Raw genomic sequence first — 18,959 nt, 5'->3', positions numbered from 1 at the left:
CAGAGTTTACTCGGCTAAGTGCCGTTCGGAGGGAATTACATGACGACAAGCCATGACATACAAGGAGAAAGCTTCTTTCTCAATTTACGCTTTATGTTGATCATATGCGTATTTGCAGGCAATGCTCTGGAGCCCTTGGTCGGCTCGCTTCACATCGCCCAACAATGGTTTAGCTGGATATTCATGTTTCATATGCCGTTGTTCGTGCTCGTTACAGGGTACTTTGCCAAAACATCGTTAGCTGGGTACGCGGGCCGGAAAGTCTTGCTTCAGATCGGTATGCAATATCTTATTTTCCAGACCCTCTATTCGATATTGGATGCTGCACTCTTCCATGTTTCCCATATTCATCATTCTTTTTTTGCACCTTATCTGCTGCTCTGGTTCCTCGCCAGCCATATCTGCTGGAGACTGCTGATGCTTGCTTTCCAGGGAATGCCGCCAGTTGTCCAACTAGGTATCTCCGTGCTGCTGGGTATCCTTGTGGGGTATCTCCCGGTGGATGGCGTCTGGCTCAGCATAAGCAGAACCTTTGTTTATTTGCCCTTTTTTATAGCAGGGTATCATTTGCATTATGCAGATGTTCGCCGCTTCTTCACGACTCCAGTTCGTGTGATCGCAGGCGTAGTGTCCCTTCTGCTTATGGTACTGGCGGGAACGTCGTATTACGGCATTCCTGCGGGCTGGCTGTATGGCAGCCTAACTTATGGTGAGCTGGGCCATACCGAATGGTATGCGGGGATTTACCGCATTGGCATTTACGGAGTGCAGTTCATAGCGGCTACCGCGTTTCTGAGCTTTGTTCCAGCCGTCACTGGACGTATAACTGAAATGGGGCGGCGGACATTATACGTCTTTTTGCTCCATGGTCTGATTGTCCGTACCGCTGCTGCCAAGGGGATTTACAATTATATAGACACTCCGGTGGAAGTGATGCTGATTGTAGCGTGTGCTGCGGGTCTGTGCTGTCTGCTGACTCTGCCTTGGGTGCGGAATGCAACACATCCTTTCATCGAGCCACGGGTTGACTGGATGCTTAAACCGTCTCCGTATCTTTTTAAACGATCAGCATAACTTTTTATGTCCATTCTGATTCAAGTATCTGCACGCGACAATCCGCTATCAGAAGAAAAATCAGGCGGACCCTGACCCTCTTTACTTAGCAAGGGGCCTGTTTCATCAAGGAGTGATGTGGTAAGTAATGGATGCGCGCAACAAAAAACAACTTTTCATAAAGGAGTGATTTGTAATGGCACGTAATCAGGATCAAGGCAAAATGAGTCGCGAAGAGGCAGGTCGTATGGGTGGAGAAGCTACATCCAAGAAGCACAACAAGGAATTTTATCAGGAGATTGGTAAAAAAGGCGGGCAAGCTACCGCTAACTCCCACGATAAAGAATTTTATCAGGAAATTGGTAAACGTGGCGGCGATGCTACGGCTGAGTCCCATGACAAAGATTTCTACAGGGACATTGGACGCAAAGGCGGCAGAAATTAATGTGCAGTACCACATAAAACACCCTTCGTAACTATAAAAGCAAGCTCAAGCCCATCCCGCTTTATTGCGGAGTGGGCTTTTTCATATTTTACCAACATCACAAAAATCCAAACGATTACTTTCTATATATGTAGAAATATGCGCACAGGTATGATAGACTCTTTAGAAAACATCTGCGCTAATTCGGCGTCATTCGAACGCCATACTATTTTTTTACTTTGGGGGGAAACCAGCATCATGACAGCTAAGACGAAAATGCGTTCCGATATGATTAAAAAAGGCTTTGACCGCGCTCCTCACCGCAGCTTGCTGCGCGCAGCGGGCGTTAAAGAAGAAGATTTTGACAAACCATTTATTGCGGTGTGTAACTCGTATATCGACATCGTACCGGGCCACGTCCATTTGCAGGAATTCGGCAAAATTGTCAAGCAAGCCATTCGTGAGGCAGGCGGCGTACCTTTTGAGTTTAACACCATTGGTGTAGACGACGGCATTGCCATGGGACACATTGGTATGCGTTATTCTCTGCCAAGTCGCGAAATTATTGCCGACTCCCTGGAAACTGTCGTTTCCGCTCACTGGTTTGACGGCATGGTCTGCATTCCAAACTGTGATAAAATCACACCCGGCATGATGATGGGCGCATTGCGCGTGAACATCCCGACTATTTTCGTCAGCGGTGGCCCCATGAAAGCTGGTAAAGACAAGAACGGGCGCTCCATCTCCCTGACCTCCGTCTTCGAAGGCGTAGGTGCATATCAGGCTGGTAAAATCGATGATCAAAGCCTGCTGGAATTAGAACAATACGGCTGTCCCACTTGTGGCTCTTGCTCAGGTATGTTCACAGCGAACTCCATGAACTGTCTCGCTGAAGCAATGGGTCTGGCTATGCCTGGTAACGGCACCATTCTCGCAGTAGCGGAAGAACGTAAAGAATTTGTCAAACAATCTGCACGTCAATTGATGGAATTGATCAAGCTGGACCTGAAACCACGTGATATCGTGACTAAAGAAGCTATTGATAACGCATTTGCGCTGGATATGGCCATGGGTGGTTCCACCAATACGGTATTGCACACATTGGCACTGGCTCATGAAGCTGAAGTAGACTACCCTATCGAACGGATCAATGAAGTGGCGAACCGCGTACCTCATTTGTCCAAATTGGCACCTGCTTCCGACTATCATATCGAGGATGTTCATAATGCAGGCGGCGTAAGCGCAGTGCTGAATGAATTGTTGAAGAAGCCGGGCGCACTGCATGGTGATTGTATTACCGTAACCGGAAAAACGATCCGTGAAAACGTAGAGGGTCAGGAAATTCTGGATACCAACGTTATCCATAAGCTGGACAACCCTTATTCCGAACGCGGCGGTTTGGCTGTATTATTCGGTAATCTGGCACCGCAAGGCTCCATCATTAAAGTCGGTGCAGTTGATCCGTCTGTTGGTGGTTATCACAAAGGCCCTGCCATCTGCTTTGATTCACAGGAAGATGCGCTGGCTGGTATTGCCAATGGTAAAATCGCAGAAGGCCACGTTGTTGTTATCCGTTATGAAGGTCCTAAGGGTGGACCGGGTATGCCTGAAATGCTCGCTCCAACTTCGCAAATCGTCGGTATGGGACTTGGTGCCAAGGTCGGCCTGATTACAGACGGACGCTTCTCAGGCGCATCCCGTGGTATCTCCATCGGTCACATTTCCCCCGAAGCAGCAGAAGGCGGCCCTATCGCTTTTGTTGAGGACGGCGATATTATCGAGCTGGATCTGAACAATCGTACGATTGAACTGCAAATTAGTGATGAAGAATTTGAACGTCGTCGCGCAAACTGGAAAGGCTTCGAGCCGAAGGTTAAAACAGGTTACCTGGCACGTTACTCCAAGCTGGTGACCAATGCAAGCAACGGCGGTATTATGAAAATCTAATCCCTATCATGATGTGTTTAAAAATGAATAAACAAAAGCCTCCCGAACACCCTGATCACAGGGGTTGGGAGGCTTTTTTAGCGTAAATTCAACTACTTGATCTTGTATCTGCTGCTTGCGAGGCTCTAACTGTTTCCTGAATAGGATCTGTTTTGCTTTGACCTTGATCTGTAGGGTATGAATCCCCCAGCCAGAAGCGGTCAAACAGAGTATCAATCGGCATCACAATCATCTTCGGCACCATCTCGTCCCTTTTTTCATTCAACCGCTCTGGGCCGGAAGGATGGATAACACTAAATAACAGCTTTAAATATAAGGTTGATGCTATCCTAAACAGTCCCTTGGGAAGCTCTCGTATCTGAAAACCCAGCTTCTCCGGTCCCCGATTAATCATACTCACTGCATAGATGGCCTTAATGCCGTTCATTTTGGGGTCATCCGCAATTCGATAGGCGAGATCAGGAAGCTGTCGTTTTACAATCCGAATCAGTTGAATGGCCAAATGCACCATAGACTTGGCGGTTGTGCCTAACTGAAACAGCATTTTATTATCAAAATGCAGCTCAACCACGGCGTCCCCTTTTTCCAGCCACCTGCCGTTTTCCATGTTCACATTTGGCCCGTGATAGGTACTACGCTTGTAATAAAAGATCGTGTCCTCCTCACGCACTGGACGTAGACGGAACAGAACGTGAAATAGCTGCTCATACAGCAACCATCCGAATACTAATGTTCTTTTAAACCAACTCGTATTGGATGTTTCGGTAGTAGTAGGTCTGCTGGGGGACTCACGACAAAATAAGGTATCGACACGTATGCTGCGCAGCTTCCGTTCTTGGGCAACCACCAACAGCTTCTCCAGCGCAATCAGCATGTTTTGCGGAGCGCCTGCGTCTGCCCCCAGCGTTGTACCGCAGTCATGGAGCAGCATCACCTCGCCACCCCTCAGCTTTTTGAGCATCCGCTCAGACAACTGTTTTGCTCCGATGCTTGCCTTCCAATCCCCAAACATGGAGGACCATAATACGATTCGGCGACCATTCGAGTTGGAAATATCAAAGAAATTTACAATGCCCCATGGTGGGCGATAAAAGGTCGTTCCTTCCCCGGTTACCCGGCGAATAACAGCCTCTGTCCGGGCAATTTGTCTTCTGACCGTGACGGGCCGCATAAGCCAATTCGATTTGTGCACATAATTATGAATACCGATCAAGTGACCTTCGTCATGCATGCGTTTCAAAAGCTCCGGGTGTTTTTCCGCATGTATGCCTACGACAAAAAAAGTAGCCTTGGCCTCAAAACGCTTCAGCAAATCAAGCAATTGCGGCGTATACACTGGATCAGGACCATCATCGAAGGTGAGCGCATACTCTTGCTCACTTTTGCCACGCCTAAACACCCGAAATCCAAACATTCGACTGAACAGTGCCGGAATAAAAGCATAAAAAGTTGAAATGTAAAACATCCATAACAGTAAAGTCTGCACGTTTTATCCCCACTTTTCTATTTCTGGACTACCAAGCAGGCTTTCTGAGGAAAACTCACTTACTTATATGTTATCACAAAGACGTAAGCGTACCGAGATTTTGCTGCTGGTTTTGATTCTGTATTTTAGCACTGTGTAAGCAGCATCGAGATCGAATTTAGTGTACAATAGGTGAAAAACTTAAAGGAGTCGTTGTATACATATGCTTCCATTGTACAAAAAATATTGGCGGACCGTTTTTGATATCGGCCTGATTGTATTAACTGTGTATTTAATTATGTTCGTATCCAGTAAGCTGTATCAGCTCGCGGCCCCTGTATTCCTGTCGTTCGTTGTGTTTTGGTGCATTGAACCTGTGGCCCGTTATTTCCACCGTAAAGGTATGAAGAAGCCCTTCGCTTCCGCACTCTCTGTTTTGCTGTTTATCATCCTTTTACTCGCTATTTTTTTTGGATTAGGTCTGATTCTGGTTACGCAATTTACGAAAGTGGCGCAAAATCTCCCACAGTATACCCAGATTATCCAAACGGAATTCACACGGTATCTTCATCTTTCCCAAGATAAAATTGCCGCTTTGCCGCCGGGGATTACTGAACGTGTTAACGATTATTTTGAAACTGCGACTGCTATTGCCACCAAATGGGCGCAACTGGGGCTATCCTTTTTTATACAGCTTCTCAGCTCCTTCACTGTCTTTATGGGCAACTTTGCAGTTGCCATTATTTTAGCTTTCTTTTTAAGTATGGAGATCAATCTTTGGAAAGGCATTGCCCGTAGTAAAACACCCAAAACGCTTAAAACCGCTTATCTTTTTCTGAAAAATCATGTACTCAAAGCCATTTCGGCCTTTTTAAAGGCACAAGCTATGCTGGTAAGCATTACCTTTGTTCTCGTATTTATAGGTTTACTCATTTTGCAAGTGGATAATGCTCTGTCGTTGGCTCTTGTGGCGGCTTTGTTCGATATTTTGCCCTTACTGGGTGTACCTGTTATTTTTATTCCGTGGGCCGTCTATTTGTTCATCACAGGCAACTCCAGCCTGGCTGTAGGACTGCTTATTGTCATGGCTGTTACGGTAATTGTCCGCCAGCTGGCAGAGCCTAAAATCACTGGTAATTCCATCGGTGTTTCATCCGCTTATCTGATGCTTTCCTTTGCCATCATCTCACTGTCGATCTTCGGATTGGCAGGTTTGATCCTGTCTCCAATCCTGATCATTTTACTGAAGGAATTATGGCAGCAAGGCTATTTGCAGCAATGGATCCGATTTCCGACAGAAGAATTCGAGGAGCCTCCCTTTATTGTCAAAATTCAGGAGGAAGATCGTGTAGCTCCTAGTGGAACCGAGGAAAATTGAGCCAACAGATCCATTACTTGACTGAACAGTGCTGTTGCCTGATTTGCAGAATGCTGGGGCGCATTTTGTACCAAGACAGCAACGGCATAACGAGGATGCTCCACCGGTCCATAACCGATAAACCATTGGTGATTCACGGGTTGCCCGTCCTTTAGAGCTTGGGCTGTGCCCGATTTTCCAGCCAGATTCCAAGACTTGCCACGCAAGGATGCACCTGTGCCGTGGGCTACAACCTTCTCCATCGCTTCGCGAAGCGTGCGGGCCGTGGAAGCGTGAATCGGACGGCTTCCTTCGGGGGATGGAGAAGCGTGAGCTGGCAGATCCAGCAATGTGCCTCCGTCTGCGTAGCCGATGTGCTTCACCAGCCGTGGAGCATGCACCTGACCATCATGCAGCAATGTCACGATAAGATTGGCGGCTTGGAGGGGCGTGACCCGTACGTCTCGCTGACCGATAGCTGTCTGGACACGCACACCCGGATCAATCGCATCTGTATGGGAGCCGAATACGGCTCCCTTTTCTTCGTGATCCAACGGACTGAACTGGGCTATGCCCGCAAGATTCCGCTCCTGCCAGCCGACGGTCCGGCTCAAGCCGAGCGCAGAGGCTGTCGCCTGAATTTGGGCAGGGCTCAGCCGTTCACCCAGATGAGCGAACACGATATTACAGGATACGGCGAGCCCCTCCTCCAGGTTCAGGCTACCGTGTCCTTCTTTTTTCCAGCAAGCCAAACCATACTTCCCATAGGTCCCATGACAATGGAATTGCTCCTTCGGTTGGACTGCCCCTGATTCAAGCGCAGCCGCCGCCGTAACCAGCTTAAAAATTGAACCGGGTGTCACTGCCTTGAGCGCACGGTTAGCCCAACCTGTGGTCTGGTGTGGATCGACGCGACCAGGGTTATAAAAAGGACGAGACACCATCGCCAGCACATCGGCGTTCCCCGCATCCAGCACAACCACCGCCCCTTCTGCCAGATGATTCGTTTCCGTCAGCTTTTCAAGCTGCTGCTGTAAGGGGAGATCAATGGTCGTCTGGACCTGTAGAGGATAGTGGCCATTGGATGGGGCACTTACACGTAACGGCACATGAGTCAGCGGACGGCGCTGCGCATCGACAAATCGAGAAACGAAGGTTTCACCCACACCACTCAGGAGTGGCTCCAGCGTTCTTTCCAGCCCGGCTGCCCCGATTGGTAATTGCCCCGGTCGATCTGGTCGTTCGTACAGAAATCCGAGCCATTGCTTGCCATTGGGTACTTTGTTGTAGCGTTTCGAATACGGTACAAGCTCTACCAGAGAAGGTGCAAGGCTAAGCAGCTGGTCCGCTTCATCCGGCTTGATTTGCAGGGGTTCTCCACGACCATCTCGCCATAACAGCGGGGATTGCAGCCCCTTCCATTGAGACAGCAGCTTTTTCTTGTCTGTCCGCAGCAGCTTGGAAAGCTGTTCTCCGTGCAGGGCTGTTTTACCGTCTACATCAGGAAAAAGCACTGGCGCCCATACCACGCCCCCAGTTAACGAACGTCCGTACCGATCCGTAAATTGCCCCCGCCCCGAGTCGATTGCAATGCCCTCCTGCCGCTGGCGTACAGACATTTCCTTGAGCGAATGACCTCCGTAAGCGGACATGTGGATACCCGCCGTCCCCTGTATCCAGGCCAGCCGCAACAGCAAAATGAGTAGCAAAGCCGTAATGCCCACAGCCATATATGCAATGCGACATTTTCGAATAAAACTGCTGCCACGCCTCGGCACATGCATCCTCCTTTCATCTTTTTTCCAGTAGTATGTCCTGTAAATGTTTTTTCCAATCTGTATGCTATATGGCATATCGTTTTATTGAAAAGCAAAACCACCCAGCTTGAGAAGCCGAGTGGTTAGTTATTGAACATTGCCTTCACGATTATTTACAAATTAAACCCAACAGGCTTTAGTGATGATAACCAACAGAATAAAGAGTACCAAAATTGCACCCGTAGAAGTCCACACGCCGCAACCACCTTCAAATCCCCCCATGGCTCGATCCCTCCTTTGATGTGTAGTACACTTCAGCATATGTAGGAGATTAATCAAGGGCAGGGCATTCAGGCAAACAAATAAGGCTCTACCAGTACGATGCAGTAGAGCCCACAATGTTATAAGAGAAATGTTTTCAAGATGATCACTAGCAAAATAAACAGTGTCAGGATAGCGGCTATTGATGTCCACACTCCTCCGAAGCCTCTTTCCATTTCTCCCATAAGAACGCCTCCTTTGTTTTTAGCGTACTGTATAGGCTATGCAAAGCATTGGCTAAGGAAAGGGCTTCTGGGTAAACAATAAATTCATATAACACAATAATTCTCAAACACCAGCAAGCTCAACAATTTAAGGATACTTACACCCTTACACTGTAAACCGTGAAAGCTGCTCCTTCAAATTGACCGATACCCCTTCCAGCTTATCAGACAATCCTACCAGTTGATTCCCGATATTCGCCTGCTCGGTGCTGAGAGAAGCGACTTCCTGCGAAGTGGCGGAGGACTGCTCGGCTACCGCACTCACATTGGTCATCGCCTCCGACAAGATCGCCTGTGATTCACTCAGCTCCTGAATGGATGAGGTAACCGTACCCAAGCGAAGTGCAAATTCTCCCATTTGCTGCTGTACCGATTGGAAAATGTCCGTCGTCTCCTGTACCGCTCCCATCTGCTGTCGGAACAGTGGGTACACCTCCGATAACGCCTGAACCGTCTCATTCATCTCACCGACGATGTTATTAATAATTCCCGTCGCCGTGCGAATGGCTTGACGTGATTGTTCAGCCAGTTGCCGAACCTCATTGGCCACCACCATAAATCCACGTCCTGCCGTTCCGGCCCTTGCCGCTTCAATCGTAGCATTCAATGATAAAATATTCGTTTGCTTCGCAATATCTTGTAGCACGCCCAACACCTTGAAGACATCGGAAGTCGTCTCCTTCAACTTGTCTACTTTGCCCACAAGCGCATGTGTTGTTTCCTCCGTAACCTTGGTCTTACCCAGAAGGTTTTTCAACTGGACCGTTCCTCGTTCACTGGATTGCTCGACTTCGTGTGCAACCTTGCTCATTTCTTGGTTGGAAGCTACGACCGTATCCATTTGCTGTGATATGTTTCCAGTCAGTCCGCTGCCACGTTCAGCCTCTGTCGCCAAACTGGCAGATCCGTGAGCAATCTCCTCAGTAGCCGCTGCAATTTCCTTAGCTGAGATAGCTGTTTTCTTCGAGGCATTGCTGAGTTCCGTCGCTGTATCCAGCACTTCTTGAGCTGAAACATTCGTCTGCTCTACCAGCAAAGTAATCTGCTCCATCATCGTATCAAAGCTTACAGACAACTGTCCGATTTCATCCTGCGCGTTGTAGTTGGTACGAACCTGCAGATTGCCTTTGGCTCCTTCCAGCATCAGATCCTTTAAATGCGTTAAAGGGAGAGCTACAAGGCGCACTATCCACAAACCGATGAACAACGCGATCAGTGCCGCCACCGCAGCAAAAATCCAGGTCGCCGTTAAAATCCCTTCGGCATCTTTAACAAGCACGGATACAGGTACGACACCCAGGAGAATCCACTTCGAGGTGCCCAGTGTATTATGCACCGCCAGCACATTTTGGACTTTCCCGTTTGCGGACTGCTCCAAAATTTGATTTCCTTCAACACCCTGGAGCTGTGAAACGTAATCCAGCTTTTGTTTCCCTCCTGCCAGAGCATCAATGTTGGAGCCTATAAAAACGCCATCCTGTGTAATCAGGCTAATCATGCTGCCCGCGCCCAAATCAATACTTTTCAACTGATCATCCACAGCACTGGACTTCAAATCCATGACCAAGACGTAAGTCCCGCCCAAGCCCGACATGCTGTTCATGGAACGAGCCAGACGAAACGTCTTACTGCCGTTTTCATTTACCTGTGTAGGCAACCAGACAATCCCTTTATTTTTCAAAATATCCTTGAACCATGCTTCCTGCCGCACATCTTTTTGTGTTCCTGTGCCCATAGCAGCCAGATTTGTTTGTTCCGGATACAGATAAAGAGAATCAATTTCCTTATTTGTAAATGCAATGTTCGTTAACTTCTTGTTTACTTCCCCCATAGCAACAAAGGAATCAAACGAATTTTTCTCCTGCTTTGCCGCCTTTTGTAGCTGATCACTTAATTCAGTATCGAAGAATACCTGTGTCGACGTATCCTGAAAGCGTTCCAAAATGAGATCCAGCTTCTCTGCGGTTTGTTGAACCGTTTGCTGATAAGCCGTAGCGGCATTTTGCTCAATTGTATTTTTTGCTTTAAAGTATGAAATCATTCCCAGACTGATCACAAACAGCATAATCGCTGCAAAAAAGATCAAAAACAGCTTCATGCCAACGGAACGGACCGGATTATAATTTTTAACCAAATGCATAAAATCCTTACTGTATTTTTCCGGCTTGAGTAAGCGCTTTAAATTGTATGCGCCTACACGAGTAGCCTTAGACAACCAGGGAGCGACCTTCGAAGACCCCCCCACTGTTTTGTCTCCTTTAGCCGTTGTCGCCTTGCTGCCCTTCAATCCTTTAATTAGAGACGTTTTTTTTGGCTGCTTCTTCGTTGTATTCCCCTCTTTTTTCCAAAAAACCATTTCTCTCACCTACCACCCTATAATTAGTTTCCTGATCCACGTATCCGTTATGTATCTATTATCTATATCATATCTATCGGAACTATTCGACAAGGAATGTAGCTTTCCTTTCAACAACCACTAAATTTTGTGAAACTTTTTTCCTAGAAAAGTATTCAAAAAAAAGCCCCTCCAACCGATAGGAGAGGCTTTTGAATCTTTTTATCCGAGACTTAAGACTTAATTACTTCTTTTTACGCATCATGTCAAAATAAGATACAGGCTGATCTACCTTCATTTTGATCCGTTGCAGCGGGTGACGGGCAGCATCCAGTTCGTTGCCTTCTTCATCCCAGATTGTTCCAACCGTTTGTTTAAAGAACGTTCCGTTCGGACCAAAAAATTCAATTTCATATCCCGGTTTAAAATGGTTACGCTGTTGAATGGTAGCTATACCATTCGCCGCATCATAGTCCATAACCAGTCCGGCAAAATCATAAGGTGCAGCCTTTTCTTCCGGCTCATAAATATGATCTTCGTGATCCGGTGTATCGTAGAAAAAGCCAGTGTTCAGCGGACGATTAGCCGCCTTGTTTATTTCATCAATCCATTCCGGCTTGAGCACATAATTTTCAGGATCAGCCATATACGAGTCAATCGCTTGACGGTAGACATTTACAACCGTAGCCACATAGTGAATGGACTTCATACGTCCCTCTACCTTGAAGCTATCCACACCGACATCAATCAGATCAGGGACATTTTCAATCATGCACAGATCCTTAGAGCCCATAGAAAAAGCATTATCATTTTCCTCAAACAGTGGAAGCTGATTAACACCAAGCTGGAATTGCTTCAGCACATTGCTATCCTGCGCCTCTTCCTCTGATATCCACACCTCGTCTTGACGGGCATCCTCAAACAAATCGTATTTCCAGCGGCAGGACTGACAGCAGCCCCCACGATTGGAATCCCGGTCCGTAAAGTGATTAGACAGCACGCAGCGACCGGAAAATGAAGAGCACATCGCACCATGAACAAAGGCTTCGATTTCGATGTCCACATGCTTTTTAATTTCTTCAATTTCCTCCAAGCTGGTCTCACGGCCCAGTACCACACGCGGTAAACCTTCATTCTTCCAGAACTTTACCGCCTGCCAGTTCAGCGTCGATTGCTGGGTGCTCAAATGCACTTCCAGCTCCGGCACCGTACGCAATGCCACAGATACAATCGCAGGATCAGCAACGATGACAGCATGAATACCCGCCTTGTGCAAATTACGCAGGTATTCTTCAATCCCTGCAATATCCTCATTGTGCGCATAAATATTGGTAGCAACAATAACTTTGGCGCCATATTTTTTCGCAAACTCTACGCCTTCCCGCATTTCCTCAAAGCTGAAATTATCGGCATTGGAGCGCAGACCGTATTTCTGTCCACCAATATACACGGCATCCGCACCATAGTGAATAGCAAACTTCAGCTTTTCCAGATTTCCGGCAGGAGCCAGCAGCTCCGGCTTATCCAGACGATTCCGCTTACCCGTATATTTTCTCGTAGTGGTCATCGTTCCCATGACGTTCCCCCCTCTGTGTACTCATTTTTAGAATTAATAAACCTGTTCTTTATAGAAAAATCCGAAGGACAGTTCCCGTTCAGGATCTTGAAGACGGCGAACCTCATCCAGCCAGCTTTCATCATAAACATAAGCGTCAGGATCGGCTGTAAAGGTATCCAACGCTATGCGATAAGCACGAACGACCGCCGCGTTATAAGCCGTAGGCTTCAACATGCCCTCAATCTTAAAGCTATGCACACCTGCCTCCATCAAAATATGCAGGTCCTCCATAATGCAAAAATCATCCGAACTCATAATATGCGTTCCGTTGATATCCTCATAAATCGGAAACTTCTCTTCCTGCCGCTCTGCTTCAATCAAAAACAAGCCGCGCTCTCTGCCCAGATCACCTTCCACCGGGCGTCCCTGATGCAGCATATAGCTTTGTACAAGCTTGCGCTTGGAATGATAAATATTAGTCATGCCATGCACCTGAACCTGCGCCTCCATGTTCAGCCTTGGCACCATTTCCGTAATTTCGTCCATACTCAGCTCACGGGCCAAAATGACGCGCGAAGCGCCCTTCTCTCCCCAATAGTTGGCGGTTGCGAAGTTGGTGGAAATCATTTCACCGTTCCAGAACAACTTCACATGAGGAGCATATTCCTTTACCGCCATCAATACGGCCGGATCATTAAACTCAATGGCATCTACACCGCATCCGGCAAGCGACTGCACGTATTCGGGAAGGAATGGCAATAGCTCGTTCGTCATCAAGTTGGTCATGGATACATATACCTGGGCCGTATGCTTTCGAGCTTCTTCCACAACCTCACGGATTTGGTCCGGTGAAAAATGTCCCGGTAATCGCATCCCAAAGCGGTCATCTCCAATAAGCAATGCACTCGCTCCAGCCTCCAGCATTTGACGGGCATCCTCCGGAGAGCTGGCAGTTACCAATAGTTCGGGTTTGTAAGCCATAGGCTCACCTCCTAATTTGTCTTACGGTTGCTTACCTGAATATTATGCAAATGTTCTTTATATGTCTTGGCAAACAAATGTCCTTGCGTTCCGTCTTTTTTGGTCACATAAAATAAATAATCCGTAGCATCTGGCTGCAAAGCTGCCACCACTGATTTCAGGCTGGGGCTTGCAATCGGCCCCGGTGGAAGTCCCTGATGCAAATACGTATTATATGGGCTTTCTACAGCCAAATCCTTGTAGTACAGCCGTTCCTTTTGCTTGTCCAGCATATATTGAACGGTAGCATCAATTTCCAGCTTCTTATCCTGCTTGAGCCGGTTATAAATGACACTAGCTACGACAGGCCGTTCCTCATCCACAACGACCTCACGCTCCACCAGAGAAGCAACCGTCAGCAGTTGATGTAGCGTTTCCCCCCGCTGTTTCAGCATGGCGTCCATATCGGGAACGGTCTCCAGACGTTTTTGCATCTGTTCCAGCATCGCCTGTATAATATCTTTGGTCGTACTGCCCTTTTTCAGCTCATAGGTTTCCGGGAAAAGATAGCCTTCCAGCGCATAGCGAAGCCCCGCCTGCTTTGGAATGTCCCGCACCAGCGCGACGTCAAAAGCGGACGGATCGTTGGCCAGCTGCAAAAATTGCTTCTGGTCCGCCAGTCCTTCCTTTTGCAGCTTATCAGCCATCTGTCTGATCGTAAATCCTTCCGGTATCGTAAAACGGATCATTTCCTCTTTCACAACGTCCCCTGCTGAGAGCTTGGCAATCAACTGATCGAAGGTAGCACCGGGCTGAGCCTCATATTTTCCAGCCATAAACGCGCTGCCTTGCTGTTTGAATTTAAGGTAAGCCTTAAACACGAGCGCATTACGTATGAGTCCCTTTTGCTCCAGTGTATCTGCTATAGCGGACGTGCCCGTTCCCTTCACTACTGTAAATACAACCGGCTGCGTTTTCGCCTGAACAGGCTGCATGGCATTCCAAATATAGAGAGTTGCTCCGCCTGCTATGATCACAATCATCAGAAGCAACGTAACCAACGTCATCCTTCGCTTCACTTCCACCCAACTCCTTCACAGCCAAAAAGGGCGGACTGGTCCGCCCTTTCAGGTTTGATCTCCTCGTTATCCAGACCTTACAGCTCTTCCGGCAGCGTGCATTCATCATACAGCTCGGAAATATCTTCCCACTCATCGTCATCCTCAATCGTGGTGATGGAAATATCGCCTTCCGGGGATGGGCTCACATGATACAGCTCATGCTCGCCTTCAGCAGTTCCGGGCTTGCGCAATACGGCGTACCGTTGCTCTCCTACCTTGAACTCTGCTTCCAGTTCCATGCGTACTGCACGGCCCTGTTCATCCTGTAGCTCTACATCGCCGCCGAACGCTTCCTTCAAATCAGAGGTCCAGCTCAGGTCTTCACGTGAATAGTTCGTCATTTCCCGTCTTCCTCGTCCTCTTCTTCCACAAATGTATTAAAGGTCTCTTCAACGATTTCCCATTCGGCATCGTCTTGGATCACAAACAATTTAATATCATCGCCCTCTTCCTCGTAACGGAAGGCGTACACATCGGACTCGTCGGCTTCAGGGTCCACTGGCGCAACCATCATGTACTTCGCTTCGGAACCGTCTACCTCAAACTTCATAATGACCTCGAACTCTTCCTCGTTGCCCTCGTCATCGGTAATGTAAATAATTTCCGGCTCTTCTTCCATACCCACTTGATTTTCAGCCATTACGAAATCCCCCTCACCTTGTACTGTGTGCGTCCAAATAGTTTTGCAAGATCAGGCTTGCGGCCAGTTTGTCTACCACCTGCTTGCGTTTTTTTCGGCTGACGTCGGCCTCCAGGAGCGTACGCTCTGCCGAACGCGTCGTCAGCCGTTCATCCCAAAGGTGAACGGGTAAACCCAGTAACTCCTTGAGTCGGTTCGCAAACTCAATGCAAATTTCACCGCGTGGACCCACGGTACCGTTCATGTTTTTCGGCAAGCCTACTACAACCTCGCCGACCTCATTGTCACGGACCAGATTTGCAATCTTACCAAACTCGCTGTCGTTACCGCGTCGTTCTATGACTTCCAATCCTTGGGCGGTCCAGCCGAAGGCATCACTTACAGCGACCCCGATTCGGCGGTCCCCGTAATCCAATCCCATTACTTTCATGCCTGTCTCCTAACGGTGCTTGGCCAGATAAAAACGAACCAACTCTTCAATCAATTCATCGCGTTCTTTTTTGCGTACCAGGCTTCTGGCATTATTATGCCGTGGCACATAAGCCGGATCACCTGACAACAAATACCCGACAATCTGATTGATCGGATTGTATTCTTTTTCCACCAAAGCATCATATACGGTCAACAAAATCTCCTGAGCAGAAGCTTCCTTCTCATCCGCCTTGACATTAAATTTGACCGTTTTGTCCATGGAATCCACTGTTGACACCTCGCTTCCACAAAACATGTGTACATGTTTATGCCAGCTTATTCTTATACATCATACCATAAGCAGAGCCCTTCAAGGAAATGTCTAAGTTCGGTTTTTTCCAAAATCCCGCAAAAATTATCGAACTTTATCCTTGAGTAGCCGCCACTACCAATTCACGGGCACATACGAGCGCTTCGTCCAGCTTGCTGGCATCCTTGCCTCCGGCTTGCGCCATATCCGGACGGCCACCACCACCGCCGCCGCATACCGCAGCAATTTCCTTCACAAGCTTGCCTGCATGAAGCCCGGCCTTGGTGTGCTCTGCCGGTACAGCTACGACAAAATTAACTTTGTCATCCATTGCAGCCCCCAGTACCAGCACAGCAGCTGGAAGCTTGCCTTTCAGCTCATCGGCAATTGCACGCAGTGCATCCATACTGGAAGCCTGTACACGTGCAGCCAACAGCTGTACTCCGCCAGCTTGCACGACCTGATCGGTCAACTGACCCGCTTCAATAACGCTCAGCTTGCTTTGCAGCGATTCATTTTCACGACTGAGGTCCTTAATTTGCTGTTGCAAGGATTCGATGCGTTTTGGCACCTCGGACAGCTTGGATTTTACCAGACCTGCCGATACTTTTAGCAGCTCCAACTGGCCTTCCATATATTCAAAGCCAAAGCGTCCGGTCACCGCTTCAATCCGGCGAACTCCCGATCCGATGCCGCTCTCGCTGACAAGCTTGAACAGTCCGATTTGTGAGGTGTTGCTCACATGACAGCCGCCGCACAGCTCAATGCTATAATCGCCTACCTTGACAACCCGTACGATATCTCCATATTTTTCACCGAACAGAGCCATCGCTCCGAGTGCCTTGGCTTCATCAATCGGTTTCAGTTCAACATTTACATCCAGCTGGCTCCAAATGGCGCGATTTACCCGTAACTCAATGTCCGCCAGCTCTTCCGACGTAATGCTGCCAAAATGGGAAAAGTCAAAACGCAGACGCCCAGGCTCCACCAGGGAACCTGCCTGATTCACATGGTCGCCCAGCACTTCTTTAAGCGCTTTGTGAAGCAAATGCGTAGCCGTATGATTTTTTTCGATTTCACCACGGGATGCCTGATCCACTTCTGCTTTCACCGTATCGCCAACGTTCAGCTCACCGGCTTCCACGACAACCTGATGCACATGCTGGCCTTGAGGTGCCTTGAACAGCCCTTCGACCTTCGCCGTTACTGTACCTCCACGCAGCAAGCCATGGTCACTGACCTGTCCGCCGCTTTCAGCATAAAAAGGAGTCACGTCCAGCACAACCTGACAAGTCTGTCCCTCACTAACACTGTCCACCAACACATCTTCATATACAATAGCCACAATTTTGGATTCGGTTACGAGGTCATTATATCCAACAAAATCGCTTTTAACCGCCAGGTCAGACAAGGCTCCACCCTGAATCTTCATGCTGGCATTGTCCTGATGAGCGTCACGCGCACGTTGCCGTTGCTCCTGCATCGCTTCATCAAAGCCTTCACGGTCTACTTTTAAGCCTTGCTCGTCCGCATAATCCTCGGTGAGATCGAATGGGAAACCATACGTATCATACAGTTTGAATGCGTCTGCTCCACTGATGACATTGCGACCTTTCGCTTTCGCCTGAGCACTGATATCAGCCAAAATAGCCAATCCGTCTGTCAATGTCTCGTGGAAGCGTTCCTCTTCTGTTTTGATCACCTTGATGATGAAATCACGCTTGTCCACCACCTCAGGGTAGTACACGCCCATGACATCCCCCACCGTTTCCACCAGTTCAAACATAAATGGACGGTTCATACCCAGCATTTTTCCGTAACGCACAGCACGGCGCAGCAAACGACGGATAACATAACCACGGCCTTCGTTGGAAGGCAGCACACCGTCACCAATCGCAAAAGCTACGGTGCGGACATGGTCAGCAATCACTTTTAGAGCCACATCGCTGTCCACATTTTCGTTATATTTGACTCCTGCCATAGCGGCTGTTTTCTGAATAATAGGTTGGAAAATATCCGTATCGAAGTTGGAATCCACATTTTGCAAAATGGATGCAAAACGCTCCAATCCGGCGCCTGTATCAATATTTTTGTTCGGAAGCGGCGTGTAGCTGCCATCCTTGTTATGGTTGAATTGTGAAAATACGAGGTTCCATACTTCCAGATAACGCTCGTTTTCCCCGCCCGGATACATTTCAGGGTCCGTCATGTCGCTGCCGTAAGCTTCGCCGCGATCATAAAAAATTTCCGTACAAGGTCCACAAGGGCCTTCACCGATATCCCAGAAGTTATCTTCCAGTTTGATAATACGTTCAGCAGGAAGCCCTACCTTTTCGTTCCACAGCTTGTACGCCTCTTCATCCTCAGGATATACGGTTACAGCCAGACGCTCCGGGTCAAAGCCGATCCACTTCGTATCAGTCAGAAACTCCCATGCCCACACAATGACTTCTTCCTTAAAATAGTCGCCAATCGAAAAATTACCGAGCATTTCGAAAAAAGTGTGGTGACGGCGCGTTTTGCCGACATTTTCAATGTCATTGGTGCGAATACATTTTTGCGAATTAGCGATACGCGGATTCTCAGGCTTCACACGTCCGTCAAAATAAGGCTTAAGCGGTGCCATCCCCGCATTAATCCACAGCAGGGAAGGATCTTTATGCGGAACAAGCGGTGCGCTTGGTTCAATCACATGTCCCTTGCTTTCAAAAAACTCCAGCCATTTGGAGCGGATTTCACTAGCTTTCATATTAAGTAGCCTCCTAATTATGGTGTCACTTGTACTTGGCACAGGCCATAAAAAAACAGAAAAACGCCCCTGAACGGATCAGGGACGATTGTATCGCGGTACCACCCTGGTTATCGCCGCCCCCTCTGTACGAAATGCTACATGTGCAAGCTGCACACCCAACATCTGCTTAACGGACGAGCGATCGCCTTGTTTTCACTGGTAACGGGAGCATCCCGGCGGGTTCAGCCCGCACTCCGAAATGAGCTTTCCCTACTGGATAAACACATTTAAACATACTCAATTCAGTATATCCGTGTCATTTAGCCGTGTCAACGCGATTTCAGA

At 48.2% G+C, this 18,959-nt stretch carries 16 protein-coding genes; 4 read left to right on the top strand and 12 right to left on the bottom strand.

From position 1 onward, the window contains the following. Positions 1–39 precede the first annotated feature (39 nt). From ACIFO6_RS02060 to ilvD, 3 genes are all read left to right on the top strand, one after another. The gene (locus ACIFO6_RS02060; protein ID WP_430037539.1) at positions 40–1,074 is read left to right on the top strand and encodes an acyltransferase family protein; all 1,035 of its coding nucleotides are present in this window, start codon (positions 40–42) and stop codon (positions 1,072–1,074) included. Between the two features lie 175 nt (positions 1,075–1,249). Continuing rightward, complete coding sequence (locus ACIFO6_RS02055; RefSeq protein ID WP_014282920.1) at positions 1,250–1,498, top strand: KGG domain-containing protein; 249 nt, start codon at positions 1,250–1,252, stop codon at positions 1,496–1,498. A 237-nt stretch (positions 1,499–1,735) separates the two neighbouring features. After that, positions 1,736–3,424, top strand: a complete 1,689-nt coding sequence (gene ilvD / locus ACIFO6_RS02050; RefSeq protein WP_044648168.1) for a dihydroxy-acid dehydratase — start codon at positions 1,736–1,738, stop codon at positions 3,422–3,424. Between the two features lie 88 nt (positions 3,425–3,512). Here ilvD and ACIFO6_RS02045 read toward each other — a convergent pair whose 3' ends face one another. After that, the gene (locus tag ACIFO6_RS02045) at positions 3,513–4,910 is read right to left on the bottom strand and encodes a polysaccharide deacetylase family protein (RefSeq protein ID WP_430037536.1); all 1,398 of its coding nucleotides are present in this window, start codon (positions 4,908–4,910) and stop codon (positions 3,513–3,515) included. A 202-nt stretch (positions 4,911–5,112) separates the two neighbouring features. Between ACIFO6_RS02045 and ACIFO6_RS02040 the strand changes: the two genes are divergently transcribed. Continuing rightward, positions 5,113–6,267: an AI-2E family transporter gene (locus ACIFO6_RS02040; protein ID WP_430037534.1), complete on the top strand. Its 1,155-nt coding sequence runs from the start codon at positions 5,113–5,115 to the stop codon at positions 6,265–6,267. Here the strand turns inward: ACIFO6_RS02040 and ACIFO6_RS02035 are convergent. The 11 genes from ACIFO6_RS02035 to alaS form a co-directional block, all read right to left on the bottom strand. Next, entirely contained in the window at positions 6,222–8,030 is a 1,809-nt protein-coding gene (locus tag ACIFO6_RS02035) for a peptidoglycan D,D-transpeptidase FtsI family protein (protein WP_430037531.1), read from the bottom strand. The two genes, ACIFO6_RS02040 and ACIFO6_RS02035, sit on opposite strands and share 46 nt — an antisense overlap. A 153-nt stretch (positions 8,031–8,183) precedes the next feature. After that, the gene (locus tag ACIFO6_RS02030; protein ID WP_137064002.1) at positions 8,184–8,285 is read right to left on the bottom strand and encodes a sporulation protein YjcZ; all 102 of its coding nucleotides are present in this window, start codon (positions 8,283–8,285) and stop codon (positions 8,184–8,186) included. 369 nt (positions 8,286–8,654) lie between these two features. Further along, positions 8,655–10,904: a methyl-accepting chemotaxis protein gene (locus ACIFO6_RS02025; RefSeq protein ID WP_430037528.1), complete on the bottom strand. Its 2,250-nt coding sequence runs from the start codon at positions 10,902–10,904 to the stop codon at positions 8,655–8,657. 223 nt (positions 10,905–11,127) lie between these two features. Then, positions 11,128–12,459: a peptidase U32 family protein gene (locus ACIFO6_RS02020; RefSeq protein ID WP_430037526.1), complete on the bottom strand. Its 1,332-nt coding sequence runs from the start codon at positions 12,457–12,459 to the stop codon at positions 11,128–11,130. Between the two features lie 33 nt (positions 12,460–12,492). Next, positions 12,493–13,422 (bottom strand): peptidase U32 family protein, encoded by a 930-nt coding sequence (locus tag ACIFO6_RS02015; protein ID WP_430037524.1) that lies wholly within the window; start codon positions 13,420–13,422, stop codon positions 12,493–12,495. A gap of 11 nt (positions 13,423–13,433) precedes the next feature. Next, on the bottom strand, positions 13,434–14,462 hold the full coding sequence (gene mltG / locus ACIFO6_RS02010; RefSeq protein ID WP_430037609.1) for an endolytic transglycosylase MltG: 1,029 nt from the start codon (positions 14,460–14,462) through the stop codon (positions 13,434–13,436). A gap of 95 nt (positions 14,463–14,557) precedes the next feature. Beyond that, on the bottom strand, positions 14,558–14,863 hold the full coding sequence (locus ACIFO6_RS02005; RefSeq protein WP_430037521.1) for a DUF1292 domain-containing protein: 306 nt from the start codon (positions 14,861–14,863) through the stop codon (positions 14,558–14,560). Next, complete coding sequence (locus tag ACIFO6_RS02000; protein WP_430037519.1) at positions 14,860–15,162, bottom strand: DUF1292 domain-containing protein; 303 nt, start codon at positions 15,160–15,162, stop codon at positions 14,860–14,862. The genes ACIFO6_RS02005 and ACIFO6_RS02000 overlap by 4 nt, the downstream gene beginning before the upstream one ends. 13 nt (positions 15,163–15,175) lie before the next feature. Then, on the bottom strand, positions 15,176–15,592 hold the full coding sequence (ruvX, locus tag ACIFO6_RS01995) for a Holliday junction resolvase RuvX (RefSeq protein WP_430037516.1): 417 nt from the start codon (positions 15,590–15,592) through the stop codon (positions 15,176–15,178). Positions 15,593–15,601: 9 nt separating this feature from the next. Further along, the gene (locus ACIFO6_RS01990; RefSeq protein ID WP_007431624.1) at positions 15,602–15,862 is read right to left on the bottom strand and encodes an IreB family regulatory phosphoprotein; all 261 of its coding nucleotides are present in this window, start codon (positions 15,860–15,862) and stop codon (positions 15,602–15,604) included. Between the two features lie 136 nt (positions 15,863–15,998). Continuing rightward, the gene (alaS, locus tag ACIFO6_RS01985) at positions 15,999–18,632 is read right to left on the bottom strand and encodes an alanine--tRNA ligase (protein ID WP_430037514.1); all 2,634 of its coding nucleotides are present in this window, start codon (positions 18,630–18,632) and stop codon (positions 15,999–16,001) included. Positions 18,633–18,959: the final 327 nt, after the last annotated feature.

The sequence above is a fragment of the Paenibacillus sp. NRS-1781 genome, from assembly GCF_050467745.1.
Taxonomy (GTDB): Bacteria; Bacillota; Bacilli; order Paenibacillales; family Paenibacillaceae; genus Paenibacillus; species Paenibacillus terrae_A.
This window is presented reverse-complemented; position numbering and strand designations above follow the sequence as displayed.

Coding starts and splice junctions, on each gene's coding strand:
- ACIFO6_RS02060 (WP_430037539.1), top strand. CDS start 40: ATGACGACAAGCCATGACATACAAGGAGAAAGCTTCTTTCTCAATTTA.
- ACIFO6_RS02055 (WP_014282920.1), top strand. CDS start 1,250: ATGGCACGTAATCAGGATCAAGGCAAAATGAGTCGCGAAGAGGCAGGT.
- ilvD (WP_044648168.1), top strand. CDS start 1,736: ATGACAGCTAAGACGAAAATGCGTTCCGATATGATTAAAAAAGGCTTT.
- ACIFO6_RS02040 (WP_430037534.1), top strand. CDS start 5,113: ATGCTTCCATTGTACAAAAAATATTGGCGGACCGTTTTTGATATCGGC.
- ACIFO6_RS02035 (WP_430037531.1), bottom strand. CDS start 8,030: ATGCATGTGCCGAGGCGTGGCAGCAGTTTTATTCGAAAATGTCGCATT.
- ACIFO6_RS02030 (WP_137064002.1), bottom strand. CDS start 8,285: ATGGGGGGATTTGAAGGTGGTTGCGGCGTGTGGACTTCTACGGGTGCA.
- ACIFO6_RS02025 (WP_430037528.1), bottom strand. CDS start 10,904: ATGGTTTTTTGGAAAAAAGAGGGGAATACAACGAAGAAGCAGCCAAAA.
- ACIFO6_RS02020 (WP_430037526.1), bottom strand. CDS start 12,459: ATGGGAACGATGACCACTACGAGAAAATATACGGGTAAGCGGAATCGT.
- ACIFO6_RS02015 (WP_430037524.1), bottom strand. CDS start 13,422: ATGGCTTACAAACCCGAACTATTGGTAACTGCCAGCTCTCCGGAGGAT.
- ACIFO6_RS02005 (WP_430037521.1), bottom strand. CDS start 14,863: ATGACGAACTATTCACGTGAAGACCTGAGCTGGACCTCTGATTTGAAG.
- ACIFO6_RS02000 (WP_430037519.1), bottom strand. CDS start 15,162: ATGGCTGAAAATCAAGTGGGTATGGAAGAAGAGCCGGAAATTATTTAC.
- ruvX (WP_430037516.1), bottom strand. CDS start 15,592: ATGAAAGTAATGGGATTGGATTACGGGGACCGCCGAATCGGGGTCGCT.
- alaS (WP_430037514.1), bottom strand. CDS start 18,632: ATGAAAGCTAGTGAAATCCGCTCCAAATGGCTGGAGTTTTTTGAAAGC.